General features: G+C 71.6%; 18 protein-coding genes. 2 read left to right on the top strand and 16 right to left on the bottom strand.

What is annotated here, in order from left to right:
- Nucleotides 1-17: 17 nt before the first annotated feature.
- The 11 genes from ACFY6U_RS16890 to betA form a co-directional block, all read right to left on the bottom strand.
- On the bottom strand, nucleotides 18-626 hold the full coding sequence (locus ACFY6U_RS16890) for a sarcosine oxidase subunit gamma (RefSeq protein ID WP_390038834.1): 609 nt from the start codon (nucleotides 624-626) through the stop codon (nucleotides 18-20).
- Nucleotides 619-3,846 (bottom strand): sarcosine oxidase subunit delta family protein, encoded by a 3,228-nt coding sequence (locus ACFY6U_RS16895; protein ID WP_390038836.1) that lies wholly within the window; start codon nucleotides 3,844-3,846, stop codon nucleotides 619-621. The genes ACFY6U_RS16890 and ACFY6U_RS16895 overlap by 8 nt, the downstream gene beginning before the upstream one ends.
- Nucleotides 3,847-3,857: 11 nt before the next feature.
- Entirely contained in the window at nucleotides 3,858-5,087 is a 1,230-nt protein-coding gene (locus tag ACFY6U_RS16900) for a sarcosine oxidase subunit beta family protein (RefSeq protein ID WP_390038838.1), read from the bottom strand.
- Nucleotides 5,088-5,119: 32 nt separating this feature from the next.
- Nucleotides 5,120-6,403, bottom strand: coding sequence for a serine hydroxymethyltransferase (gene glyA, locus ACFY6U_RS16905; RefSeq protein WP_390038840.1), 1,284 nt, complete (start codon nucleotides 6,401-6,403; stop codon nucleotides 5,120-5,122).
- A gap of 140 nt (nucleotides 6,404-6,543) precedes the next feature.
- Nucleotides 6,544-8,982 carry an FAD-dependent oxidoreductase gene (locus ACFY6U_RS16910; RefSeq protein WP_390038842.1) on the bottom strand — a complete coding sequence of 813 codons (2,439 nt, stop codon included), beginning with the start codon at nucleotides 8,980-8,982 and terminating at the stop codon, nucleotides 6,544-6,546.
- 257 nt (nucleotides 8,983-9,239) lie between these two features.
- Nucleotides 9,240-10,205: an ABC transporter substrate-binding protein gene (locus ACFY6U_RS16915; RefSeq protein ID WP_390038844.1), complete on the bottom strand. Its 966-nt coding sequence runs from the start codon at nucleotides 10,203-10,205 to the stop codon at nucleotides 9,240-9,242.
- Nucleotides 10,206-10,218: 13 nt separating this feature from the next.
- The gene (locus ACFY6U_RS16920) at nucleotides 10,219-12,192 is read right to left on the bottom strand and encodes an ABC transporter permease (protein WP_390038846.1); all 1,974 of its coding nucleotides are present in this window, start codon (nucleotides 12,190-12,192) and stop codon (nucleotides 10,219-10,221) included.
- Complete coding sequence (locus tag ACFY6U_RS16925) at nucleotides 12,192-13,283, bottom strand: glycine betaine/L-proline ABC transporter ATP-binding protein (RefSeq protein WP_390038848.1); 1,092 nt, start codon at nucleotides 13,281-13,283, stop codon at nucleotides 12,192-12,194. Before ACFY6U_RS16925 ends, ACFY6U_RS16920 begins: the two co-directional genes overlap by 1 nt.
- A 21-nt stretch (nucleotides 13,284-13,304) precedes the next feature.
- The gene (locus ACFY6U_RS16930) at nucleotides 13,305-14,774 is read right to left on the bottom strand and encodes an aldehyde dehydrogenase family protein (protein WP_390038849.1); all 1,470 of its coding nucleotides are present in this window, start codon (nucleotides 14,772-14,774) and stop codon (nucleotides 13,305-13,307) included.
- Nucleotides 14,775-14,916: 142 nt separating this feature from the next.
- On the bottom strand, nucleotides 14,917-15,753 hold the full coding sequence (locus ACFY6U_RS16935) for a 5,10-methylenetetrahydrofolate reductase (protein ID WP_390038851.1): 837 nt from the start codon (nucleotides 15,751-15,753) through the stop codon (nucleotides 14,917-14,919).
- Between the two features lie 6 nt (nucleotides 15,754-15,759).
- On the bottom strand, nucleotides 15,760-17,430 hold the full coding sequence (gene betA / locus ACFY6U_RS16940; protein ID WP_390038853.1) for a choline dehydrogenase: 1,671 nt from the start codon (nucleotides 17,428-17,430) through the stop codon (nucleotides 15,760-15,762).
- A 149-nt stretch (nucleotides 17,431-17,579) separates the two neighbouring features.
- Between betA and ACFY6U_RS16945 the strand changes: the two genes are divergently transcribed.
- Nucleotides 17,580-18,377, top strand: a complete 798-nt coding sequence (locus tag ACFY6U_RS16945; RefSeq protein WP_390038855.1) for an IclR family transcriptional regulator — start codon at nucleotides 17,580-17,582, stop codon at nucleotides 18,375-18,377.
- A 60-nt stretch (nucleotides 18,378-18,437) separates the two neighbouring features.
- Here ACFY6U_RS16945 and ACFY6U_RS16950 read toward each other — a convergent pair whose 3' ends face one another.
- The 4 genes from ACFY6U_RS16950 to ACFY6U_RS16965 all read right to left on the bottom strand — a co-directional run bounded on the left by ACFY6U_RS16950 (nucleotide 18,438) and on the right by ACFY6U_RS16965 (nucleotide 22,495).
- On the bottom strand, nucleotides 18,438-19,571 hold the full coding sequence (locus ACFY6U_RS16950; protein WP_390038857.1) for an aromatic ring-hydroxylating dioxygenase subunit alpha: 1,134 nt from the start codon (nucleotides 19,569-19,571) through the stop codon (nucleotides 18,438-18,440).
- Between the two features lie 52 nt (nucleotides 19,572-19,623).
- Nucleotides 19,624-20,787 carry an NAD(P)/FAD-dependent oxidoreductase gene (locus ACFY6U_RS16955; RefSeq protein WP_390038859.1) on the bottom strand — a complete coding sequence of 388 codons (1,164 nt, stop codon included), beginning with the start codon at nucleotides 20,785-20,787 and terminating at the stop codon, nucleotides 19,624-19,626.
- The gene (locus ACFY6U_RS16960) at nucleotides 20,784-21,146 is read right to left on the bottom strand and encodes a bifunctional 3-phenylpropionate/cinnamic acid dioxygenase ferredoxin subunit (protein ID WP_390038861.1); all 363 of its coding nucleotides are present in this window, start codon (nucleotides 21,144-21,146) and stop codon (nucleotides 20,784-20,786) included. The genes ACFY6U_RS16955 and ACFY6U_RS16960 overlap by 4 nt, the downstream gene beginning before the upstream one ends.
- Before the next feature lie 260 nt (nucleotides 21,147-21,406).
- Nucleotides 21,407-22,495: an S-(hydroxymethyl)mycothiol dehydrogenase gene (locus tag ACFY6U_RS16965; protein ID WP_390038863.1), complete on the bottom strand. Its 1,089-nt coding sequence runs from the start codon at nucleotides 22,493-22,495 to the stop codon at nucleotides 21,407-21,409.
- Nucleotides 22,496-22,740: 245 nt separating this feature from the next.
- On the opposite strand from ACFY6U_RS16965, the gene ACFY6U_RS16970 reads away from it, so the two are divergent.
- The gene (locus ACFY6U_RS16970; protein WP_390038865.1) at nucleotides 22,741-25,182 is read left to right on the top strand and encodes a SpoIIE family protein phosphatase; all 2,442 of its coding nucleotides are present in this window, start codon (nucleotides 22,741-22,743) and stop codon (nucleotides 25,180-25,182) included.
- Here the strand turns inward: ACFY6U_RS16970 and ACFY6U_RS16975 are convergent.
- Nucleotides 25,168-25,371: a hypothetical protein gene (locus tag ACFY6U_RS16975; protein WP_390038867.1), complete on the bottom strand. Its 204-nt coding sequence runs from the start codon at nucleotides 25,369-25,371 to the stop codon at nucleotides 25,168-25,170. The genes ACFY6U_RS16970 and ACFY6U_RS16975 overlap by 15 nt on opposite strands.
- Nucleotides 25,372-25,391 lie beyond the last annotated feature (20 nt).

Below are 25,391 nucleotides of genomic sequence, written 5' to 3' on the forward strand. Positions count from 1 at the left end.
CCGCCCTTCGCGGTGCCTCACACGTATTCCACGGCCGCGTCCAGCAGCCAGTCCACCAGGTAGCCGGCGAAGGAGGAACGCACCAGTACCCAGAAGCCGGCCCTGGTCTCGTCCCGTGCGACCAGGACGACCTGGGTGCGGGCCAGCGTGGTCTGGGCGCAGCGGCCGGGGCCGAAGGCCCGGGGGTGCAGGTCCAGGGCGCAGCCGTGGGCGAGCAGGTCGCGGGCGCGCGGGCCACCGACGAGGAGGGCGGTGCGCTGGGCGGAGACGTCCGTGACGGTCACGGCGCCCGGTTCGTCCCCGGCTGCCGTACGGATCCGGCTCTCCAGGTCCCGCTCGGTGCCGGGCAGACCCACCACCAGCCATTCGTCGGGGCCGAGCCAGACCGCGGTCGCCTCCCCCGCGTGCACCACGGTGTCGGGTTCCAGAGGCAGCTGCAGTCCCAGGGCCAGTCCGACGGCGTCCGCCACCGGGCTCTTGGCGTCGAGGCGGACGTTCACCTGGGCCAGGAACGGGAGTTCGGCGAGGCGGACCGCGCCCTTGGAGGAGCGGGTCACGGCGGCCAGCCGGGGTGCGGCGTCGGCCAGGGGGCTGCGCCGGGATGCGGTCGGGGCGGTGTCAGCCATCGCGGCGGGCTCCCTCGGGGTCGTAGAGGACGGGGCTTGCGACGGTCACCGGCAGGAGCTGTCCGCCGACGGGGGCGTAGAGGCGTTCACCGATGCGCTCCCGGCCGCCCTTGACCAGGGCGAGGGCGAAGGTCCGGCCGAGTGCGGCACTGCGGTAACTGGAGGTGACGTGGCCGAGCATCGGCACCGGCGGGGCGGGCAGTTCGCTCTCGGCGACCAGGTGCGTGCCCTCCGGGAGGAAAGCGGCAGGGTCGTCGGTGAGCAGGGCGACGAGCTGCTTGCGGTCGGGCCGGACGGTGTCGGCACGCGCGTAGGAGCGCTTGCCGATGAAGTCGGGTTTCTTCTTCGAGACCGCCCAGCCCATGCCGAGATCCTGCGGGGTGACGGTGCCGTCGGTGTCCTGGCCGACGATCGGGTAGCCCTTCTCGGCCCGCAGCACGTGCATGGTCTCGGTGCCGTACGGGGTGATGCCGTAGGGGGCGCCCGCCTCGTACAGCGCCTCCCAGAGCGCGACCGCGTGCCACGGCGACACGTTGATCTCGTAGGCGAGTTCGCCGGAGAAGCTGATCCGGCACACGCGGGCGTCGATGCCGGCGACGGTGGTCTCCCGCCAGGCCATGAACGGGAAGTCGTCGTTGGACACGGCCAGTCCGGGCGCGAGCGAGCCGAGGACGGCGCGGGACCGGGGGCCGACCAGGGCGACGGTCGCCCAGTGCTCGGTGACCGAGGTGCAGTGCACGCGCAGGTCGGGCCACTCGGTCTGCAGCCACTCCTCCATCCAGTCCAGGACGGCCGCCGCGTTGCCGGTCGTGGTGGTGACCAGGAACCGGTCGGGGGCGAGCCGGATGACCGTGCCGTCGTCGAACACCATGCCGTCCGGGCGGCACATCACGCCGTAGCGGATCATGCCGACCTTCAGGGTGCTCATCATGTTCGTGTAGAGCAGGTCCAGGAAGCGCCCGGCGTCCGGGCCCTGGACGTCGATCTTGCCGAGCGTGGAGGCGTCCATGAAGGCCACGCCCTCACGGGCGGCACGGCACTCGCGGAGCACGGCGGTCTCCATGTCCTCGCCGTCCTGCGGGAAGTACCAGGGCCGCTTCCACTGACCGACGTTCTCGAAGAGCGCGCCGTGCTCGACGTGCCAGCGGTGCAGGGCGGTGGTGCGGACCGGGTCGTGCAGCGCGCCCCGGTCGCGCCCGGCGAGGGCGGCGAAGGAGACGGGGGTGTACGGCGGCCGGAAGGTGGGCAGGCCGAGCGCCGAGACGTCGACGCCGAGGAGTTCGGCGACGACTCCGCTCGCCAGGAGGCCACCGGTCTTGCCCTGGTCGTTGGCGGTGCCGGCCGTGGTGTAGCGCTTGGTGTGCTCCACCGAGCGCAGGCCCGCGCCGGTCGCGCGGGTCAGGTCGGCCACGGTGACGTCGCGCTGGAGGTCCACGAAGCGGGGGGCCTCGCCGGGGACGGTGAAGACCGCCATGGGCGGGGTGTACGGCTGTGGGGCCACGGCGGGGAGGGCGGGGGTCTCGGCGGTGTAGCCCTCCGCCTCCACCGCGCGGGTGCCGGCCGCGGTGCCCTGTACGAGGGCCGTGGCGAGGTCGAACGCCCCGTTCGCGGCGCCCACGGCCTCCACCGCCTGACGGCAGCTGTCGGGCACGAACGTGCCGAGTGCCTCGTCGTGGCGGAGCCTGCCGCCCGCCTGGCTGAACAGGTGGGCAACGGGGTTCCAGCCGCCCGAGACGAGGAGGAGGTCGGCGGCGAACTCCCGCTGGGCGCCGGTGCCTTCGTACGGCGCGACGGTCACGGCGGTGAGACGCTCGCTGCCCGCCGTGCCGGTGACCGCGTGGCCGGGCAGCACCTCGATCCCGGCGGACCGGGCCCGCTCGGCCCACTGGCCCGGTTCGGGCCGGGTGTCGACGATCGCGGCGATGCCGACTCCGGCCGCCGCGAGGTCGAGGGCGGCCGCGTAGGCGCTGTCGTTGGTGGTGAGGACGACGGCCTGCCGGCCGGGGAGCACGGCGTACCGGTTCAGGTAGGTACGGGCCGAGGTCGCCAGCATCACGCCGGGGCGGTCGTTGTCGCCGAAGGCGAGGGAGCGTTCGTGGGCGCCGGTGGCGAGGACGACGTGCCGGGCGCGGATCCGCCAGACGCGTTCACGGGAGACGTGCGGCGGGGCGTCGGCGCCGAGGTGGGCGGTGCGGCGCTCCACGGCGAGGAGATGGTTGTCGTCGTAGTGGCCGAAGACGGTGGTGCGGGGCAGGACGCGCACCTCGGGGGCGGCTTCGAGGCGGGCTCGGGTGGCCGCGACCCAGTCGAGGTGCTCGCCGGTGCCGAGCAGGCTGCCGCCGGGCTCGGGCTGGTCGTCGGCGAGGATGACGCGGGCGCCGGTGGTGGCCGCGGCCGCCGCAGCGGCGAGGCCGGCCGGGCCGGCGCCGACGATCAGCAGGTCGCAGCGGGCGTGTACGGCGTCGTAGCGGGCCGGGTCGGGGGTGGTGGCGAGGCGGCCCTGACCGGGGAGGCTGGTCGCGACCAGGCCGTCGTGGAGTTCGACGGTGGTGGCGGGGAGCATCGGCTCGGGGAACGGGGCCTCGATCTGGACGACCGCGTTGGGTTCTTCGACGCCTGCGGAGAAGATGCCGCGGGGGCGGCCGAGCTTGATGCTGGTGGCGGCTTGGATGATGCCGTTGGCGAGGAGGGCGGAGGCGAGGGTGTCGCCTCGGTAGCCCTGGTACCGGGTGCCGTCGAAGGTGAAGGTGAGGGGGGTGGTGCGGTCGATTCGGCCGCCGGTGGGGGTGCGGTAGGGGTGGTCGCCCCCGCCGCCCCTGCCCGTCCCGTCCTGAAGGGGCGCCGCCCCTTCGACCCCGCTGGGGGCTGCGCCCCCAGGCCCCCCTTCGGCCTGAACGGCCTCGTCCTCAAACGCCGGACGGGCTGGGAGGGGCGGAGTCGGCTGCGAAGTCACCGGGCGCGGCTCGCCCGTCCTGTACACCGTCAGGATCTCGTTCGTCGACGTGTCGCGGACCGCGTTGAACCAACGCCGGCAGCCTGCCGCGTGGCTCCAGCGCTCCGCGAACGGGCCCTTCGGGTTGGTGCGGAAGAAGAGGTAGCGGGCCCACTGCTCGTCGGTGAGGGAGGCCGGGTCCTCGGGGTAGGGGACGTGGGCCTGGCCGCCGTAGTGGAACTCGGTCTCGTCGCGGGGCCCGCACCACGGGCAGGGGATGAGCAGCATGGTTGGGCTCCCTAGTGGGCCACCGCGGCCGCGCCGTGCTCGTCGACGAGCGCGCCGGTGGTGAAACGGTCGAGCGAGAAGGGGGCGTTGAGGTGGTGAGGGCTGTCGTGGGCGATGGTGTGGGCGTAGACCCAGCCGACGCCTGGCGTGGCCTTGAAACCGCCGGTTCCCCAGCCGCAGTTGAGGTACAGGTTGTCCACCGGGGTGAGGCCGACGATGGGCGACGCGTCGGGGCTGACGTCGACGATGCCGCCCCAGGTGCGCAGCACGTGGGCGCGCGCGAAGACCGGGAAGAGTTCGAGGGCCGCCGCCATCTGCTCCTCGATGATGTGGAACGCGCCGCGCTGCGTGTAGGAGTTGTACGCGTCGATGCCCGCGCCCATCACCAGCTCGCCCTTGTGCGCCTGGCTGACGTACACGTGCACCGCGTTGGACATGACGACGGTGGGGTGGACGGGCTCCAGGAGTTCGGAGACCAGGGCCTGGAGCGGGTGGCTCTGGAGGGGGAGTTGGATGCCCGCCATGGCGGCCAGGACCGAGGTGTGGCCGGCCGAGCAGAGGGCCACCTTGCCTGCCGCGATCGGGCCGAGGGTCGTCTGCACGCCGACGACCCGGCCGCCCACCACGTCCAGCCCGGTGACCTCGCAGTTCTGGATGATGTCGATGCCGGCCGCGTCCGCGGAGCGGGCGAAGCCCCAGGCGACGTAGTCGTGCTTGGCGATGCCGGCGCGGGGCTGGTAGGTGCCGCCGAGGACCGGGTAGCGCACGTCGGGTGAGGTGTTGACGATCGGGCAGACCTCTTTGACCCCATCGGCGTCGAGCCACTCGGCGTCGACGCCGTTGAGGCGGTTGGCCTCGACCCGGCGGACGCTGTCGCGAACGTCCTGGAGGCTGTGGGCGAGGTTCAGGACGCCGCGCTGGGAGAAGAGGATCGGGTAGTCGAGTTCCTCCTCCAGTCCCTCCCAGAGTTTCAGCGCGTGTTCGTAGATGCCGGCGCTCTCGTCCCACAGGTAGTTGGAGCGGATGATCGTGGTGTTGCGGGCCATGTTCCCGCCCGCGAGCCAGCCCTTCTCCAGGACTGCCACGTTGGTGATGCCGTGGTTCTTGGCCAGGTAGTGGGCGGTGGCGAGGCCGTGCCCGCCGCCGCCGACGATGACGACGTCGTACGACCGCCTGGGTTCGGGTGTGCGCCAGAGGAACTCCGGGTGGTCGGGGAGGTCGGCGCCTGGGGGTCCCCCCACGCCCGCAGGGCGTAGGGGGCGGGTGCGGGGGCTCATCGGACGGCTCCGTCGTGCGAGAGGTGCGGGTAGAGCGGGTGTTCGGCAGCGAGCGCCTCGGTGCGGGCGCGCAGGGCGGCGATGTCCGGCTCGGGCTGGAGGGCGAGCGCGATGACGTCGGCCACCTCGGCGAAGTCCTCCGCCCCGAAGCCCCGGGTGGCCAGTGCGGGGGTGCCGATGCGCAGGCCGGAGGTGACCATCGGCGGGCGCGGGTCGAAAGGGACGGCGTTTCGGTTGACGGTGATGCCGATCTCGTGGAGGAGGTCCTCCGCCTGGCGGCCGTCGAGCGGGGACTCCCGCAGATCGACCAGGACGAGGTGGACGTCCGTGCCGCCGGTCAGCACCTGCACATCGGCCGCGGCCGCGTCGGGGCGGGTCAGGCGCTCGGCGAGGATGCGGGCCCCGGCCAGGGTGCGAGCCTGACGTTCGGCGAACTCGGGTGACGCGGCGACCTTGAAGGAGACGGCCTTCGCCGCGATGACGTGCTCCAGCGGGCCGCCCTGCATCCCCGGGAACACCGCCGAGTTGATCTTCTTGGCGAGGTCGGCGTCGTTGGTGAGGACGACTCCGCCGCGGGGGCCGCCGAGGGTCTTGTGCGTGGTCGTGGTGACCACGTGGGCGTGCGGGACGGGGCTCGGGTGCAGCCCCGCCGCCACCAGGCCCGCGAAGTGCGCCATGTCGACCATGAGCAGGGCGCCCACCTCGTCGGCGATCCGCCGGAAGGCCGCGAAGTCGAGCTGCCTCGGGTACGCCGACCAGCCCGCGATGATCATCTTCGGGCGGTGTTCCTTGGCGAGTCGCTCCACCTCGTCCAGGTCCACGAGGTTGTCGGTCTCGGAGACGTGGTAGGGCACGACGTTGAGCATCTTGCCGCTGTAGTTGAGGCGCATGCCGTGGGTGAGGTGGCCGCCGTGCGCGAGGTCGAGGCCGAGGATCGTGTCGCCGGGCTGGAGCAGCGCGAAGAAGACGGCGGTGTTGGCCTGGGCTCCCGAGTGCGGCTGCACGTTGGCGAACCCCGCCCCGAAGAGCGACTTGACCCGTTCGATCGCCAACCGCTCGGTGACGTCCACGTGTTCGCAGCCCCCGTAGTAGCGGCGGCCGGGATAGCCCTCGGCGTACTTGTTCGTCGCGACCGAACCCTGCGCCTCCATCACGGCGACGGGCGCGAAGTTCTCGGAGGCGATCATCTCCAGGGTGGACTGCTGCCGCTCCAGCTCGGCACGGAGCGCGGCATGGACCTCGGGGTCCAGCTCGGCCAGGGGCATGTTGAGCGCGTTCATACGGGTTCCGCGATCCTTTCAACGACCTTGTCGAGGCACCCCGTAAGGGGCGCGGGGCTGTACTGATATGCGGCTACCGCCGCGTGGGCGCGACCAGCCACGACGAGCCCGCAGTCGAACAACGACGCCACCCGGATCCGTCACCCACGGAGACGACTCATCCCCGGGTCGAACAACGGCTCCTCGGCCACCACCGCGTCCACGCGCTGGTCGAAGTACCCGATCTGCACGCCGGTCCCGGGCACCGCCAGCTCCACCGGCAACCACGCGTAAGCGATCCCCTTGCCGATCGTGTAGCCGTACGCCGCGCTGGTCACGTAACCCACCGCACGCTCACCGTCGTACACCGGCTCCTTGCCCATCACGACCGCCCGCGGGTCGTCGACGGTGAGGCAGCTCAGCCGGCGCCGCACATCCGCCTTGCGCCGCTCCAGCGCGGTCTTTCCGACGAAGTCGCCCTTGTCGAGCCTGACCGCGAAGCCGACGCCGGCCTCGTACGGGTCGTGCTCGTAGGTCATGTCGGTGCCGAAGGAGCGGTAGCCCTTCTCCAGCCGGAGGCTGTTGAAGGCGCCGCGGCCGGCGATGATCCCGCCGACGGGCTCGGCCGCCTGCCAGAGGGTGTCCCAGAGCTTCTGCCCCTGGTCGGCGGTGGTGTACAGCTCCCAGCCGAGTTCGCCGACGTACGACAGCCGCATCGCCGTGACCGGCACCGAACCGATGTAGGCGCGCTTGGCGCGGAAGTACTTGAGGCCCTCGTTGGAGAAGTCCTCGTCGGTGAGCGGCTGGAGGACCTCGCGGGCGAGGGGGCCCCACAGGCCGATGCAGCAGGTGCCGGGGGTGATGTCGCGGACCTGGACCCTGCCGTCGGCAGGGAGGTGGCGGGTGAACCAGTCGAGGTCGAGGTTGCCGTTGGCGCCGACCTGGAAGAGGTCGCGGGCGAGGCGGGCGACCGTGATGTCGCTGCGGATGCCGCCGTCGTGGTCGAGGAGCAGCGTGTACGTCACCGAGCCGACGGACTTGGCGACCTTGCCGGTGACCAGGCCCTCCAGGAAGTCGGCGGCGCCGGGGCCACTCACCTCCAGGCGCTTGAGCGCGGTCATGTCGTACATCGCGACGGTCTCGCGGGTGACCTGGGCCTCGGCGCCGACGATCGGCGACCAGTAGCGGGCGGCCCAGTCGTTGGGGGTGGGGATCGAACGGTCTTCGAGAAGGCCCGCGTTGGCCTCGTACCACTGGGGGCGCTCCCAGCCGTTCGCCTCCAGGAAGAACGCGCCGTGTTCCCGCTGGCGGGCGTGGAAGGGGCTGGTGCGGATCGGGCGCGGTTTCCCGGACGGCTGGAGGGGGTGGAGGATGTCGTAGACCTCGACGAAGTTCTGGCAGTCGCGGGCCAGGACGTACTCCGGGGCGAGCTGGTGGGGCTCGAAGCGGTTGACGTCGCACTCGTGGAGGTCGAAGGACGAGCAGTGACCGTCGACCAGCCATTCGGCGACCGCGCGGCCGACGCCGGCGGAGTGGGTGACCCAGACGGCCTCGGCGACCCAGAAGCCCTTGACGTCCGGGGACTCGCCGAGCAGCGGGTAGCCGTCGGTGGTGAAGGAGAACAGGCCGTTGATGCCCTCCTCGACCTTGGCCTCGCGGGTTGCGGGGAGGAGGGACCGGGTCTCGGTCCAGGCGTCCTCGAAGTCTTCCTCGGTGAACTTCAGGACCGACGGCATCTGGCCGGCCTCGTCGACGGAGAGGATGTCGTCGGCGGAGACCGGCATCGGGCGGTGGCCGTAGTAGCCGATGCCGATGGTGTCGAAGCGGTCCCGGTAGTAGAGGTCGGCGTCCTGGTGGCGCAGGATCGGGCGGACGGCCTCCTCGGTCTGGCCGGCCAGGGCGGGGACGGGGCCGGTCCAGGCGAGCTGGTGGGCGAGCGGCGTGAGGGGCAGGTTCATGCCGACCATGCGGGCGATCTTCGGGCCCCAGATGCCGGCGCAGCAGACGACGATGTCGGCGGGGATCTCGCCCTGGTCGGTCACCACCGCGGTGACGGCGCCTTCGCTCTGGCGGACGTCGAGGACCTCGTGGCGGGCGAGGAAGCGGACGCCGCGTTCGGTCGCCCGGCGGATCTGGGCCTCGACGGCGAGGACGGCCTTGGCGAGGCCGTCGGTGGGGACGAGCAGGCCGCCGAGGACCCGGTCGGGGTTGACCAGCGGGTGCTGCTCGACGCACTCCTCGGGGGTGAGGATCCGCGCCTCGATGCCCCAGGACGTGATCCAGCCGTGCCGGCGGTGGAGTTCGGTGAGGCGCTCGGGGGTGGTGGCCACTTCGAGGCCGCCGACCTGGAGGAAGCAGGGCTTGCCGTCGACGTCGAGGGAGCAGAACTTCTCGACGGTGTAGCGGGCCAGCTCCGTCATGGTCTTCGAGGGGTTCGTCTGGAAGACCAGGCCGGGAGCGTGTGAGGAGGAGCCGCCGGTGGCCGGGAGGGGGCCCTGGTCGACCACGGTCACCTCGGTCCAGCCGCGTTGGGAGATCTCGTCCGCGAGGGCCGCCCCCACGACACCCGCTCCGATGATGACCACTCGGGGTCCCGCCATCGCCCAACCTCCGAACTTGAGACCGGTGCAGTTGCTTTGTGCGCAACGTGATTCAGGCTGCGCAACTCAATGTGCCCGCCTTCGAGGAGGGGTGTCAAGGGGGTGGCGACCCTGCGGAACAGCCCGCGGAACAGCACCGAGAGCGGCCCCGGCGGCGGCCCTCACGACGGCCGGAAAACGGCAACGCCCGGCGGGCGGCGCGCACAGCTGCGCACCGCCCGCCGGGCGTCCCGGAGCGACCCTTTTGACGGCCCTCGCTACTTCAGCCAGGCCTTCACCTTGTCGGGGTTGGCGTCGACCCACTTCTTCGCCGCCGCGTCGTCCGACATCTTGTCCACCGCGATGTACTTGGCCACGGTGTTCTGGTCGTCGTTGGTCCAGTTGAACTTCTTCACCAGGTCGTACGCCGGGCTGCCCGACTTGGCGAAGCTCGCGCTGACGATCTTGTCCAGGTCGTAGACGGGATAGTCGCAGGCCACCTTCGCCGCGTCGGCGTCGCAGCCCGTCGTGTACTTGGGCAGGTCCACCTTGGCCAGCGGCACCTCGGAGAGGAACCACTGCGGTTCGTAGAAGTAGCCGATCAGCCACTGCTTGTTCTTCTCGGCCGTTCTGAAGGCCTGGATGAGCGCGGTCTCGCTGCCCGCGTACACCACCTTGAAGTCCAGCTTCAGGTTCTTCACCAGTGCGGCGTCGTTGGTGACGTACGACGGGTCGCCGTCGAGCAGCTGGCCCTTGCCGCCCGACTCGGACGTCTTGAAGTTGGACGCGTACTTGTTGAGGCTCTTCCAGTCGAGGATGTCGGGATGCGCCTTGGCCAGCCACGGCGGCACGAACCAGCCGATGATGCCCTTGTTGCCGGTGGAGCCGGCCTCGACGGCCGTCTTCTGCCCGGTGATGTACTTCTTCTTCAGATCGTCGTGGCCCCAGTTCTCCAGGACGGCGTCGACCTCGCCGGTCCCGAAGCCCTGCCAGGCGATCTCCTCCTTCAGGTCCTTCTTGTTGACCGTACAGCCGAGGTCGTGCTGCGCGACGTACGCGACGACCGCTGCGTCCGCCTCGTAGCCCACCCAGGGGTTGACGGCCAGGTTGAAGGTGCCGCACTTGCCGCCCGAGGACGTCGAGCCGGCGGAACTGCTGTCGCCGACCTTCGCGCCGCCGCAGGCGGTGAGGGTGAGGCCGAGGACGGCCAGGCCGGCCGCGCCGGCTCGCCAGTGTTGTGCCATGGTGTCGAGCTCCTTATGCCCTGGTGCGTCGTGCCGCAGCCTGAGTGATCCGGTCGAACATGACTCCGAGCAGTACGATGGCGAGCCCCGCCGCCAGCCCCTTGCCGTACAGCTCGCCCTGCGAGAAACCGGCCACGACGTCGTAGCCGAGGGCGCCGGCCCCTACCAGGCCGCCCACCACAACCATCGACAGCACGTAGATCAGGCCCTGGTTGGTCGCGAGGGTCAGGGCGCTGCGTGCCATCGGCAGCTGGACCTTGGTGATGATCTGCCAGGTGTTGCACCCGGCCGAGGTGGCCGCTTCCACGGTGGGCGCGGACACGTTCCGCACCCCGTCCGCGATGATCTTGACGGCGACGGGTGCCGCGTAGACGACGGCCGCGACGATCGCCGTGAAGCGGGTGGCGCCGAAGAGCGCCAGGAACGGTACGAGATAGACGAACGGCGGCATGACCTGTGCCGCGTCCAGGGTGGGCCGGATCAGCCGGTCCACCAGCATGCTGCGGCCCATCCACACGCCGAAGACCACGCCGACCAGCATCACCAGGACGGTGGCCACGGCGGTGGAGGCGAGGGTGGTCATGCTGTCCGACCACAGGCCCGTGCCGACCAGCAGCCCGACGCACACGGCCGCCGTCACCCCGGCCCGCCAGCCGCCGAGGACCGCGCCGAGCCCGACCAGGACGGCGCCGACCAGCCACCACGGAGAGTCGGTGAGCAGGGTCTGGAAGGGGTTGAGCAGGCCGTTGGTGAGGGCGTCCCGCAGGGCGTTGGTGAGGCCCGAGAGGTGGTCCTGCATCCAGGTGGTCGCGGTGTCGGCCGCGCTCGCGATGTGGCTGCCCACGGTGCCGTCGCCGGGGAACTCGGCCGCCCAGACGTAGGTGTGGGAGAGGTAGGCCAGGACGACGGCGGCGACCCCGCCCGCTCCGAGCAGCGGACGGCGCCACTTGAGGAACCGCCCGTCCGTGCGGCGGGTCTCGGTGCGGGCGGCGGCCGCGGTGGTGACCCGGTCGAGCACGATGGCCATGACGACGATGGCGAGGCCGGCGTTGAAGGCGGTGCCGACGTCGAGGGACTGGAGGGCCTGGACGACGGTCTTGCCGAGGCCGGGCGCGTCGATCAGGGCGGCGATGGTGACCATGGCCAGGGCGGCCATGATGGTCTGGTTGACGCCCATGACGACGGTGCGCTTCGACATCGGGAGCAGCACCTTCACCAGTTGCTGGGTGCGGGTGGTGCCGAGCGAGTCGGCGGCCTCCACCGTGGTCTCGGGGACGGAGCGGATGGCGTGCGCGGTGATGCGGATGGCGGGCGGGGCCGCGTAGATCACGGTGGTGATGACGGCGGAGGCGCCGCCGATGAGGAAGATCAGGGTCAGCGGGGCGAGGTAGACGAAGGTCGGCATCGTCTGCATGAAGTCCAGGAAGGGCGTCATGATCCGGTTGAACCGGTCGGAGAGCCCCGCCCAGACCCCGAGCGGGATGCCGATGAGCAGCGCCACCAGGACCGCCGACAGGGTCAGCGCCAGGGTGTCCATGCTCTCCTGCCACAGGCCCTGGAGCCCGAAGAAGGTGAACCCGGCGACGGCCAGCAGGGCGACCCGCCAGTTGCCCACCGCCCAGGAGACGTACCCGACGAGTCCGACGACGCCGAGCCAGCCGATCTGCGGGACCGGGCGGCCGTCGGTGGGCTGGGAGATCAGCGACTGGACGAAGGTGACCAGGTTGTCGATGACCAGCCGGATCTCGTTGAAGAAGTACAGGAAGACCGGGTTGGAGTTCCGGTTGGCGCCGATGCTGTCGTTGACGTCGTTCAGCCAGCGGTGCAGCCCGGTGAGGTCGGCGGCGGCCAGGGTCAGCGTCTGCCGGCCCCGGAACGCGGCGAAGAGCACCAGCCAGACGACCATGATCGCCGCCACCACCATCGGGCGGCTGACCTTCTTGCGCATCGTCGCGACCGGCGCGGTCGCGTCGGCGACGGCGGCCATCAGGCGCCGCCCTCCTGCCCGGCGACGACCGCGAGGATCTCCTCGTCGCCGACGATGCCGAGCAGCTTGCCGTTCTCGACGACCTTGACCGGCTTGTCGGCGGCGAGCACCGCCCGGGTCGCCTCGCGTACGACGACGTCCGGGCCCAGCTCGGGTCCGTCCAGGGCGTCGTCGGGCTCGGCGGGCCGCATGATCCAGCGCAGGGTGAGGACGTCGCCGCGCGGCACGTCCTTGACGAAGTCCCGTACGTAGTCGTCCGCCGGGGCCCCGACGAGTTCGTCGCCGGTGCCGCACTGGACCATCTTGCCGTCCCGCATGATCAGGATGCGGTCGCCGAGCTTGAGCGCCTCGGAGAGGTCGTGGGTGATGAACACCATGGTCTTGCCGACCTCGTGGTGCAGCCGGATGACCTCGCTCTGCATGTCGCGCCGGATCAGCGGGTCGAGCGCGGAGAACGGTTCGTCGAAGAAGAGGACGTCGGGGTCGCCGGCCAGCGCCCTGGCCAGGCCCACGCGCTGCTGCATACCGCCGGAGAGCTGGTCGGGGTAGGAGTTCTCGTAGCCGGCGAGGCCGACCAGCTCGACGGTCTCCATCGCGCGTTTCATGCGGTCGGCCTTGCCCATGCCCCGGATCTCCAGGCCGAACGCCACGTTGTCCACGACCTTGCGGTGCGGCAGCAGCCCGAAGTGCTGGAAGACCATGGAGAACTTGCTGCGCCGCAGCTCCCGCAGCCGCCGGGGGTCGGCGTCCCGGATGTCCTCGCCCTCGAAGACGATCTCGCCGGCGGTGGGTTCGATCAGCCGGGTCAGACATCGCACCAGGGTGGACTTGCCGGAACCGGACAGGCCCATGACGACGAAGACCTCGCCGGGCGACACCTCGAAGTCGACGTCCCGCACGGCGGCGGTGCAGCCGGTGCGGTCCATCAGCTCGCGGCGGGTGAGCCCGCAGAGCTCCTCGGAGCCCGGCACCTCGTCGGCCCTGGGCCCGAACACCTTCCACAGCCGGCGCACGGAGATGACCGGGGTGCGGTCCCGGGGTTCCTCGGACGTGTCGCGCCGCTGCGACGCCTCGGTCTGGGCTGGGGGCATGGTGGGGACCTCTCTTCGGCGTCAGCCGCGGAACCAGTGCTGCGGCCGGGGTTGGATGTTCTGCCAGACGTGCTTGGGCTCTCGGTACTCGTCCAGGCCGGTCGGTCCCAGCTCGCGGCCCACGCCCGAGTGCCCGAAGCCACCCCATTCCGCCTGCGGCACATAGGGGTGGTAGTCGTTGATCCACACGGTGCCGTGGCGCAGCCTGCGGGCGACCCGCTGGGCCTTGCCCGCGTCCTGCGTCCAGACGGCTCCGGCGAGGCCGTACTCCGTGTCGTTGGCGATGCGGACGGCGTCGTCCTCGTCGTGGAAGCGCTCCACGGTGAGCACGGGGCCGAAGGACTCCTCGTGCACCACGCGCATGTCCTGGCGGCACTCGTCGAGGACGGTGGGCGGGTAGTAGAAGCCGTTCGCGAGCGCGGGGTCGTCGGGGCGCGTGCCGCCGCAGCGCAGTACGGCGCCCTCGGCGAGGCCCGCGGCGACGTACGCCTCGACCTTCTCGCGGTGCCGCGCGGAGATCAGCGCGCCGGTCTCGGCCTCGGGGTCGAAGGGGCCGCCGAGCCGGATGAGGCGGGCCCGGCGGACGACCTCGTCGACGAAGGCGTCGTGGATCGAGTCCTCGACGATCAGCCGCGCCCCGGCCGAGCAGACCTGCCCCGAGTGCAGGAAGACGGCGGTGAGCGCGAAGTCGACGGCCGTGTCGAAGTCGGCGTCCGCGAAGACCACGTTGGGGTTCTTGCCGCCGAGTTCGAGGGCGACCTTCTTCACGGTCGCCGCAGCGGTGGCCATGATCCGCTTGCCGGTCTCCAGGCCGCCGGTGAAGGACACCATGTCGACGGCGGAGTCCTCGGCGAGCGCGGCGCCGGCCTCGGGCCCCGCGCCGAGCACGAGGTTGCCGACACCGGGCGGGAGTCCCGCCTCCTCCAGCGCCTTCAGCAGCAGGATCGCGGTGGAGGGGGTCAGCTCGCTGGGCTTCAGGACGAACGTGTTGCCCGCGACCAGGGCGGGCGCGACCTTCCAACTGGCCTGCAGCAGCGGGTAGTTCCAGGGGGTGATCAGTCCGCAGACGCCGACGGGTTCGTAGCTGACCCGGCTGAGCGCGTCGTCGCGGCCGGTGTCGATCACCCGTCCTGCGCTGGTGCCGGCGATGCCGCCGTAGTAGCGGAGGCAGGAGACGACGTCGGCGATGTCGTACTCGCTCTCCACCAGGCGCTTGCCGGTGTCCAGGGACTCGGCGCGGGCGAACTCCTTGGCGTCGCGCTCGATGATGTCGGCGGTGCGCAGGAGCAGGGCGCCGCGCTCGCGCTCGGGGGTGTGCGGCCAGGGCCCCTCGTCGAACGCGCGGCGGGCGGCGGCGATCGCGGCCTCCGTGTCGGGGCGGGTCGCCTCGGCGACCGTCGCGACGAGGGCGCCGTCCGCCGGACAGCGAATCTCGCGGTGGCCGCCGGCCATCGCCGCGCGCCATTTCCCATCCACATACAGATCTGCCACGGCCGCGCCCTTCGAGCCCGAATTCGTTGCGCATTGTGCATTGGATTGCTTTTGGTGGAACACCCTGACCGAATGTACTGACACCCGTCAAGGGCTCCGCGTATCCCGATTCGGCCGCGAAAACGCGACCCCCGGGGGTGGGTCAGCCGCCCAGCCGGTCCAGCAGCGCGCGGCGCCACCGCTCCGTCTCGGCGACCTGGTTGAAGGTGAACAGATGGAGGCCCGCCACGCCCGCCGACGGCGCGGTGAACGCCGCCCCGCCGCGGGTGAGCAACCGCTCCGGGTGATATCCGCCGGGTGTGGCGAAACGCAGGAACCAGGAGGCGTGTCCGGTGAGGAACCGGGTCGACTCCCCCACCCCGATCTTCGTCGCCATGGACAGCAGCTTGGCCCGCTGGACGGGCCCGGCGACGCCGAGGTACACGGGCAGGGTGACGTCCCGTCGCCGGATCCGGGTGAGCCAGTCGGCGAGCACGCGCGCGTCGAAGCAGAGGTTGCTGACGATGTAGGTGGCGTGCGCCCGCTTGTCCCACATCGCCTGGATGGTGAGGTCGTCATGGATGAGGGGATGGCTCTCCGGGTAGCCGGTGATCCCGGTTTCCCTGAAGGGTCTGCCCAGTTCGGTCAGACGGCGCAGCACCGGCAGCGCTCCCTCGTAGGTCCCGGCGGGCGGATCGGCGTCGCCCGCCGGGACGAAGAGGTCGTCGACGCCCGCCGCGCGCAGCCGCTCGGTGACGTCCTTCAGGTGGGTGTCGTCGCGCAGCAGCCGTGCCGGGACGTGGGGGACGACCCGGTAGCCGTGCGCCGTGAGCCGCTCGGTGAGGTCGAGGGTCGGTTCCAGGCCCTTGACCGGCGACGCCGTGACCGCGACCACGACGTCGCGGGGCACATGGGCGAGGACCTTGTCCTCGGCCGCCCGGGCGGGCAGCACCTCGTAGCGGACGCGGGCGAGCAGCGCCCGCAGCGCCTCGGCGCCCATGGCGGGCTACCCGGCCTGCTTCTGGGCGTCGCGGAGCCGGTAGTACACGGCCTTGGAGGGCGGCAGGGGCTCCTTGCCGAGGATGAGGTCGGCCGCCTTCTCGGCGATCATCATCACCGGGGCGTAGATGTTGCCGTTGGTGACGTACGGCATCACCGAGGCGTCCACCACCCGCAGGCCCTCCACGCCGTGCACCCGCATGCTCGCCGGGTCGACGACCGACATCTCGTCGGTGCCCATCTTGCAGGTGCAGGACGGGTGCAGGGCGGTCTCACCGTCCTTGGCGACCCAGTCGAGGATCTCCTCGTCGGTCGCCACGGACGGGCCGGGTGAGATCTCCCCGTCGTTGTAGGGGGCGAGGGCGGGCTGGTCGAGGAGGTTGCGGGCGACCCTGACCGCCTCGACCCACTCGCGGCGGTCCTGCTCGGTGGAGAGGTAGTTGAAGCGCAGGGCCGGGTGTTCGCGCGGGTCCCTGCTCCTGATCTTCACCGAGCCGAGGGCGTCGGAGTACATGGGGCCGACGTGGACCTGGTAGCCGTGACCGCCGGCCGGCACCGAGCCGTCGTAGCGGACCGCGATGGGCAGGAAGTGGAACATCAGGTTGGGGTAGTCCACGTCGTCGTTGCTGCGGCAGAAGCCGCCGGCCTCGAAGTGGTTCGTCGCGGCCGGCCCCTTGCGGAAGAGCCACTGGAGGCCGATGAAGGGGGCCCGCCACTTGGCGAGGTACGGCTGGACGGAGACGGGCTGCTTGCAGGCGTACTGGATGTACACCTCAAGGTGGTCCTGGAGGTTCTCGCCGACGCCGGGCAGGTCGTGGACGACGTCGATGCCGAGGGCGGCGAGTTCCTCCGCGTTTCCGATGCCGGAGAGCTGGAGCAGCTGAGGGGAGTTGATCGCGCCGCCGCAGAGGATGACCTCCTTGGCCCGGACCTGCTGGAGGGCGCTTTTGCCGCGCTGGAACTCGACGCCGACGGCCTTCTTGCCCTCGAAGAGGACGCGGGTGACCAGGGCGCGGGTCTTCACGGTGAGGTTGGGGCGCTTCCGGGCGGGTTTGAGGTACGCCTTCGACGCGGACAGGCGGCGGCCGCGGTGGACGTTGCGGTCGAACTTGGCGAAGCCCTCCTGCCGGTAGCCGTTGACATCATCGGTCGGCGCGTACCCGGCCTCCTCGGTGGCCTGGAGGAAGGCGGAGAACAGGGGGTTGGTGGCGGGGCCGCGTTCCAGGACCAGGGGGCCGTCGTGGCCGCGGAACTCGTCGTCCGGGTCGGCGGCGAGGCAGTTCTCCATCCGGCGGAAGTACGGCAGGCAGTGCGCGTAGTCCCAGGTGGCCATGCCGGGGTCGGCGGCCCAGCGCTCGTAGTCCATGGGGTTGCCGCGCTGGAAGATCATGCCGTTGATGCTGCTGGAGCCGCCGAGCACCTTGCCGCGGGCGTGGTAGATGCGGCGGCCGCCCATGTGGGGCTCGGGCTCGGACTCGTACTTCCAGTCGTAGAACCGGCTGCCGATGGGGTACGTCAGCGCCGCCGGCATGTGGATGAAGACGTCCCACGGGTAGTCGGGGCGGCCTGCCTCCAGCACCAGCACCCGGTTGCCCGGGTCGGCGGAGAGCCGGTTCGCCAGTGCGCTGCCGGCCGAGCCGCCGCCGACGATGACGAAGTCGTACTGCAAGGGAGCCATGGTGCCTCGTCTCACTCGCGCCGTCGATTGCGCGGCATGCTAGTACGGGTATCGCTATACGCACCAGGTTGCGAACAACGCAACTTGTAAGATCTTTGTTCACATCGCGTTACTTGGAGTGCGTTGTTTACTGCGCGTATAGTTTCGCTATGAGCAACTTCAGTCCGGATACCGAAACGAACGGCTCATCTTCCGGTGGCGTGCAGTCCGTCGACCGCGCCATCAGCGTCCTGGAGATCCTGGCCCAGCGCGGCGAGGCGGGAGTGAGCGAGGTGGCCGCCGAGATCGATGTTCACAAGTCGACCGCGTTCCGTCTGCTCGGCGCCCTGGAGGCGCGCGGTCTCGTGGAGCAGTCGGGCGAGCGGGGCAAGTACTCGCTCGGCTTCGGCATCGTACGCCTGGCAGGTGCCGTGACGGGACGCATCGACGTCACCCAGCAGGGCCGGGCGGTGTGCGAGCGGCTGGCCGACGAGATCGGCGAGACGGTCAACATCGCGGTGATGCAGGAGCACTACGCGATCAACCTCTACCAGGTGCGCGGCACGGCCGCCGTCACCGCGCACAACTGGGTCGGCCAGCTGACCCCGCTGCACGCCACCTCCAGCGGCAAGATCATGCTCGCCCACCGGCCCGCCGCGGAGCGCGCCGCGCTGATCGCGGACGGGGGTCTGAAGAAGCTGACCCCGCACACCATCTCCTCGAAGGCGAAGCTGGAGAAGAACCTCGCCGAGGCCCGGGAGCGCGGTTACGCCTGGACGCTGGAGGAGCTGGAGATCGGGCTGCACGCGATGGCCGCGCCGATCCGCGACCGGGAAGGGGTGGTCATCGCGTCGATCAGCGCGTCCGGGCCGTCCTACCGGTTCACCGAGGAGCGCATGCACGAGCTGGCCCCGGTGCTGGTCAAGGGCGCGGAGGAGATCAGCCACCGCATGGGGTACCTGGGCTGAGCGCCCGCAGAACGACCGCCGTGCGACCCGCGTCCACCCCGTCCGCGCGGGCCACGGGCGTCACTCCGGCTGCCGGGTGCCGAGCCGTTCGTGGACCCAGTCGTGGAAGGCGCCGATGTGGTGCTCGCTGGGCACCAGCACCCCGCCCTTGGCGTACAGCCGTGAGCTCATGCCGGGCTGCGTGCGCTCGCAGGCCTCGAAGTCCTGGCGGTTGACCCGGTCGAAGAGCTCCACGGACCGGCTGACGTCCTTGCCGCTCTCGACGACGTGCGGGAGGTAGAGCCAGTCGCACTCGACGATCGTGCGGTCGACGGCCACCGGGTACATCCGGTGGAATATCACATGGTCCGGGACCAGGTTGATGAACACCTGCGGTTTGACGGTGATCGCGTAGTACCGCCGGTCCTGGTCCGCCGAGACCCCCGGAATGCGGTCGAGCCCCTCGGATCCGTCGACGGTGAAGCCCTGGACGTCCGCGCCGAACTCGGCGCCGTGGCCGACGTAGTACTGGGCCGCGTAGCCGTCGGCGAACTCCGGCAGCACCTCGGTGAGTTCGGGGTGGATGGTGGCGCAGTGGTAGCACTCCATGAAGTTCTCGATGATGAGCTTCCAGTTGGCCCTGACGTCGTAGACGATCCGTCTGCCGACGGAGAGCTCCTCGATGCCGTAGCGCTCGATCGACTCGACGTCGCCCAGCCGCTCGACGGCCGCCCCGATCACGTCCTCCTCGAAGGACGGCGGGTTCTCCGCGAGGCAGACCCACACATAGCCGAGCCACTCCCGGACGGCGACGCCCACCAGGCCGTACTCGGTGCGGCCGACGTCGGGCATCTTGGTGAGGTTGGGGGCCGCCACCAGCCTGCCGTCCAGGTCGTAGGTCCAGGCGTGGTACGGGCACTGGAACGCCCGCCTGACCTCGCCCGTCTCCTCCGTGCAGAGCTTGGCGCCGCGGTGCCGGCAGACGTTGAAGTAGGCGCGGATCGAGTGGTCCCGGGCCCGGGTGACGAGGATGGACTCGCGGCCCACGTCGACCGTGCGGAACGCGCCGGGTTTCGGCAGGTCGGCGGCGCGGGCGACGCAGAACCACATCGTCTCGAAGATGCGCTCCTGCTCCTGGGCGAAGATCCCGGGATCGGTGTAGGCGGAGCCGGGGAGGGTGGCGATCAGGCTGTCCGGCAGGCTGGTCGAGGTCACGGTGCACTCCTCGGAGGACGTCGTGGATCGGTGGGGTGGCGCGGGCGCCGGGTCAGGACGCGGCGGTGCCGAACTGCTTGCGGGCCCGGGTGAACAGCCGCGGCTGGTTCATCCCGAGCACGGCGACCTGCCGGCCCGCCCGCCGGTACACGGCGAGGAAGCTGCGGTCGTCGGTCGAGCCCGCCTCGACCGTCACACTGTCGGCCCCGGCGGCGTGACCGACGAACTGGATCTTCACGCCGTACTGGTCGGACCAGAAGTACGGCGGCCTGGGCGCCACCGGTTCCCGGGCGCCGTGGGCGAGCAGCGTGGCGACGGCGGTGTCCGGCCGTTCCAGCGCACCGGTCCAGTGCTCGATCCTGCGGTGGGCGCCGGTGTGCGGGTCGTACCAGTTGGCGCAGTCGCCGACGGCGACCACCCCGGCCACGCTGGTGCGGCCGTCGGCGCCGCACTTCACGCCGTTGTCGAGCGCGATGCCGGAGCCCGCCAGCCAGTCGACCGAGGGGCGCGCCCCGACCCCGACGACGACGGTGTCGGCGGGCACGCTGCGGCCGTCCTCGAGCAGCACGCCCTCCACCCGGCGCTCGCCGCTCAGCCCCTTGACCCCCACTCCGCACAGCAGCCGTACTCCGTGGTCGGCGTGGAGCGCGGAGACGACGGCGCCCATGTCCTCGCCGAGCGGTCCGGCCAGCGGGGTCGGGGCCGCCTCGATCACGGTGACGTCGAGGCCGAGGGCGTAGGCGGTGGAGGCGACCTCGGCGCCGACGAACCCGCCGCCGATCACCACCAGGCGGCCGCCCCGGGCCAGGTCGTCCCGCAGCGCCCGGGCGTCGTCGAGGGTGCGCAGCGTGTGGACGCCGGCGAGACCCTCGGTGCCGGGCAGGGTGCGGGCGGCGGCGCCGGTGGCGAGGACCACGCCGTCGGCGCGGACCTCCCCGCCGCCGGCGAGACGGATCGCCTGCCGGGTGCGGTCCAGGCCGACGGCCCGGGAACCGAGCAGCCACTCCGCTCCGAGGTCCTCGTCGTCGCGCTCCAGTGCCAGGTCCGCCTCGCCGAGGGTGCCGGCCAGGAACTCCTTGGACAACGGCGGCCTGTCGTAAGGTCGGTGGGGTTCGTCGCCGACGACGACCAGCCGGCCGTCGTATCCCCGCTGCCGCAGCGAGCGCGCGGCCGACAGACCGGCCAGCGAGGCGCCCACCACGGCGACGGTCCTCACGCCGCGCCTCCGGCGAGGCGGGCGGCGACGCACGGCGGCAGGTTGGGTGCGTCGGCGGAGAGCCGGACGTAGACCGTTCCGTCCTCCACGACGACCTCGTGGGTGCGGACCGGGAGCTTGGCCGGGGGTGCGTCCACGGCGCCGGTGCGCAGGTCGAACTTGGAGGCGTGCAGGGGACATTCCACCTCGCAGCCCTCCAGCCAGCCGTCGGCGAGCGAGGCGTCCTGGTGGGTGCAGGTGTCGTCGATGGCGAAGAGCTCGCCGTCGTCGGTGTGGAACACCGAGACGGGCGGTTCGATGTCGAGCCGGTGGGCCTCGCCTCGCGGCAGATCCGCGAGACGGCACGCGGGAATCATCATGACACCTCGGTGCGTATAGCGAAACGGATTGCGATGAGCGCAACGCCAGTCTGGAGGCCGCCGCGAAGCGTTGTCAAGGAGTTCACGCGCCGGTTTACCCGGGCCCCGACAGCGGTCCCGCGGGCACGCCGAAGCGCCCTCGAAAGCAGGCGTGAGCAGGGCGAACAGGCCCCTGTGCGGTGCGGGTACGGCCCTGCCCCGGTGCCGTCACCGGGACAGGGCCGCTGCGTCTGCGGGCGGTCAGAGACCGCGACCGTCCGTCACAGGAGCACCACCGAACGCAGCACGTCACCGTGGTGCATGCGCTCGAACGCCTTCTCGACCTCGTCCAGGGCGATGGTCTCGGTGACGAAGGCGTCGAGGTCGAGGCGGCCCTGCAGGTACAGGTCGATCAGCATCGGGAAGTCCCGGGAGGGCAGGCAGTCGCCGTACCAGGACGACTTGAGGGCGCCGCCGCGGCCGAAGACGTCGAGGAGCGGCAGTTCCAGCTTCATCTCGGGGGTGGGTACGCCGACCAGGACGACGGTGCCCGCGAGGTCGCGGGCGTAGAAGGCCTGCCGGTAGGTCTCCGGGCGGCCGACCGCCTCGATGACGACGTCGGCGCCGAAGCCGCCGGTCAGTTCGCGCACCGCCTCGACGGCGTCGGTCTCCTTCGAGTTGACCGTGTGGGTGGCGCCGAGCCTGCGTGCGGTGTCCAGCTTGCGGTCGTCGATGTCCACGGCGATGACGCGCGCCGCGCCGGCCAGGTTCGAGCCGAGGACGGCCGCGGCGCCGACCCCGCCGCAGCCGATCACGGCGACGCTGTCGCCGCGTCCGACGTGGCCGGTGTTGAGGGCGGCGCCGATGCCCGCCATCACGCCGCAGCCCAGCAGCCCGGCGGCCGCCGCCGACGCGCGCCGGTCGACCTTGGTGCACTGTCCGGCCGCCACCAGCGTCTTCTCGGCGAAGGCGCCGATCCCCAGGGCGGGCGAGAGTTCCTGGCCGGTCGAGGCGAGGGTCATCCTCTGCTTCGCGTTGTGGGTGTTGAAGCAGTACCAGGGCCGCCCGCGCAGACAGGCCCGGCACTGGCCGCACACGGCACGCCAGTTGAGGATCACGAAGTCACCGGGCGCCACGTCGGTGACGCCGTCGCCGACCGCCTCGACGACCCCCGCCGCCTCGTGCCCCAGCAGGAAGGGGAACTCGTCGCTGATCCCGCCCTCGCGGTAGTGCAGATCGGTGTGGCAGACCCCGCAGGCCTCGATCCTGACCAGCGCCTCGCCCGGACCGGGGTCGGGCACGACGATGGTCTCCAGGCTGACAGGGGCGCCCTTGCTCCGCGCGACGACGGCACGGACCTGCTGAGACATGGCCACTCCTCGACTGACAGAGGCGGCGAGACGTTGCCCAATACGGCACGCATCTCGTGTTTCGCAACACAGCATCGCGGAGGCCGAACCGGGGGTCAAGGATCCGTCTGCGGCCAGCGCACCCGGCACGGCCGAGGCCGCCCCGCATGCGCTGGGGCCGACATCGCACCCGCAGGTATCATTTATTGGGCAAACACCACAAACACCGACATCCCGAGTCCGGCACGGATGTGCCCGAGGTGAGGATGCGCGACATCACCTTCGACGGCCGCGGCGAGCTCCCTGAGCCCGGGGGCGAGGCGGAGGCACTGCTGGACGCGCGGGGCCGGGTGGCGGCCTGGGGCCCGGGCGCCGAGGCGCTGCTCGGTCACCCGGCACGGGAGGTGCTCGGCCGGCCCGCGGACGGCCTGCTGCACGACCCCGCCGAGGCGGCGCACGTGGTCCGGCGGTGGGAGGAGGGGATCCGCCAGGGGCCGCTGGTGCTGCGGCGGCGCGGCGGGGAACCGGTCGAGGTCCAGGTCTGGGTGCGCGCCCTCACCGCCGCGGACGGCGAGCAGCGGTGGCTCGTACAGGCGGCCGGCGCGGAGGCGTACCGCACGTACGAATTCGGCCGCGCCCTGCTGCAGGGGCTGTTCACCGACATCCCCTTCCACATCGACCTCTTCGACACCCGGCAGCGGTTCATCGCCCAGAACCTCGCGCAGCGCCGCGCGGGGGTGTTCCGGGATGCCGAGTACTCCGGGCACACGATGCGCGAGATGGCCCCGCCCGGCCTGCTGGACATCGACGCGCTGGAGGAGCGGCAACGGCGGGTGCTGGAGACCGGCAAGGCGCTGCTCGACACCGAGGTGGTCGGCCACCCGGTACCCGGTTCACCGCAGGACTACGTGTGGTCGGAGTCCATCCTGCCGCTCAGGGACCCGTCCGGGACGGTGATCGCGCTGGCCCATGTGGTCTCCGACGTGACCCACCGGGTCCGCTCGCGCGAGCGGCTGGTGCTGGCCAACGAGGCCGGCACCCGGATCGGCACCACCCTGGACCTGTGGCAGACGGCCCGGGAACTGGCCGAGGTCGCGGTGCCGTGGTTCGCCGACGCCTGCCACGTCGACCTGCTGGACTCCGTCTTCTCCGACGGGGACGACGCGGACGACAGGGAGCCGGCCGACGACGCACGGCCGCGCCACCCGCTGCTGCGGCGGGCCGCGTCCGACGGGGTGACCACCGGGGGCACGACCACCGGCGGGGCGCGCGCGGTGCGGGTGGGCGACCTCGACACGGCGGCGACGGCACCCGGCTCGCCTTTCCTCGACGCCCTCACGAAGGGCAGGTCCGTGCTCCTCGCGGACGAGCAACTGCGCCCCGCCGCCACCGACCCCCGCCGGGCACCGGGCGCCGGCCCGGACGTCCACTCCTGGCTGCTGGTCCCGATGCTCGCCCGGGGTGTCGCCCTCGGTACCGCCGTCTTCATGCGCTCGCGCAGCCCCCGCCGGTTCGAGCCCGAGGACGTGCTGCTCGCCGAGCAGATCGTGACCCGTACCGCGGTGTGCGTCGACAACGCCAGCCGCTACCACCGGGAGCGGACGACGGCCCGGACCCTGCGGCGCAGCCTGCTCCCCCAGCGGCTGCCGTCGCCGTCGGCGGTGCGGACGGCGTCCCGCTATCTGCCGGCCAGCGAGCACACCGGGCTGGGTGGCGACTGGTTCGACGTGATCCCGCTGTCCGGGGCCCGGGTGGCGCTCGTGGTGGGCGACGTGGTCGGGCACGGTCTGCAGTCGGCGGTGACCATGGGCCGGCTGCGCGGTGCCGTGCGCACCCTCGCGGATCTCGACCTGTCCCCCGCGGAACTCCTCGCCCACCTGGACGACCAGATGAACCGGTTCCTCGACGAGCGCGGCGACGAGGTGTCCCTGGTGACGGGGGCGACCTGCCTGTACGCGGTGTACGACCCGGTGTCCCGGCTGTGCCAGCTGGCGCGTGCCGGTCATCCGCCGCCGGCGGTCGTCTCGGCGGACGGCGCCGTCGACTTCGTGGACCTGCCCGGCGGCCCGACCCTCGGCCTCGGCGGTGTCGTGTTCGAGGAACGGGAGGTCGCCCTGGCCGACGGGGACCTCCTGGTCCTCTACACGGACGGGCTGCTGGAGTCGCGTGCGCAGGACTTCGACACCGGGCTGCGCCGGATGCGCGCCACGCTCTCGCGCACCCCCGCGTCGGCCGCTCCGCAGGAGGTGTGCGACACGCTGATCACCGAACTGCTGCCGCCGGGCCACCAGGACGACGTGGCCGTCCTGGTGGCCCGGATGAGCGGTCTGGCCCCGGACGCCCATGTCACCTGGGAGATCGAGGCGCAGGAGCGGATGGTCGGCCGGGCGCGGGAGCTGGCGGCGCGGCAGCTCGCGCGGTGGGGGCTGGCGGAGGAGGCGTTCACCACCGAGCTGATCGTGAGCGAGCTGGTGACGAACGCGCTGCGGTACGGCGGTGCGCCGATCACGCTGCGCCTGATCCGGGACCGGAGCCTGATCTGCGAGGTCTCGGACGGCAGCAGCACCTCGCCCCATGTGCGGCGCGCCCGGGACACGGACGAGGGCGGGCGCGGTCTCTACCTCATCACCCAGCTCGCGCAGAACTGGGGGGCGCGGTACAACCCGCGGGGCAAGACCATCTGGGCCGAGCAGTCACTTCCCGGCTGACGCGCGCTCCGCGGAGGGGGCCCGGTCGTCGTCCGGCCCGGGTACGACGACCAGGAAGGCGTCCGAGCCGAGGTCCATCACCACGGTCGCCCGGCCGCCCTCGGCCCGGCACCGCGCCGCGTACTCCTCGGCCGGCCACGAACCCCGGGGAGCCCCGGCGGGAAATCGCTCCAGCACCCTCGCGCCCATAGTGGTCCCGCACCTCCCGA

The sequence above is a fragment of the Streptomyces sp. NPDC013157 genome (genome assembly GCF_042899865.1).
Classification (GTDB): Bacteria; Actinomycetota; Actinomycetes; order Streptomycetales; family Streptomycetaceae; genus Streptomyces.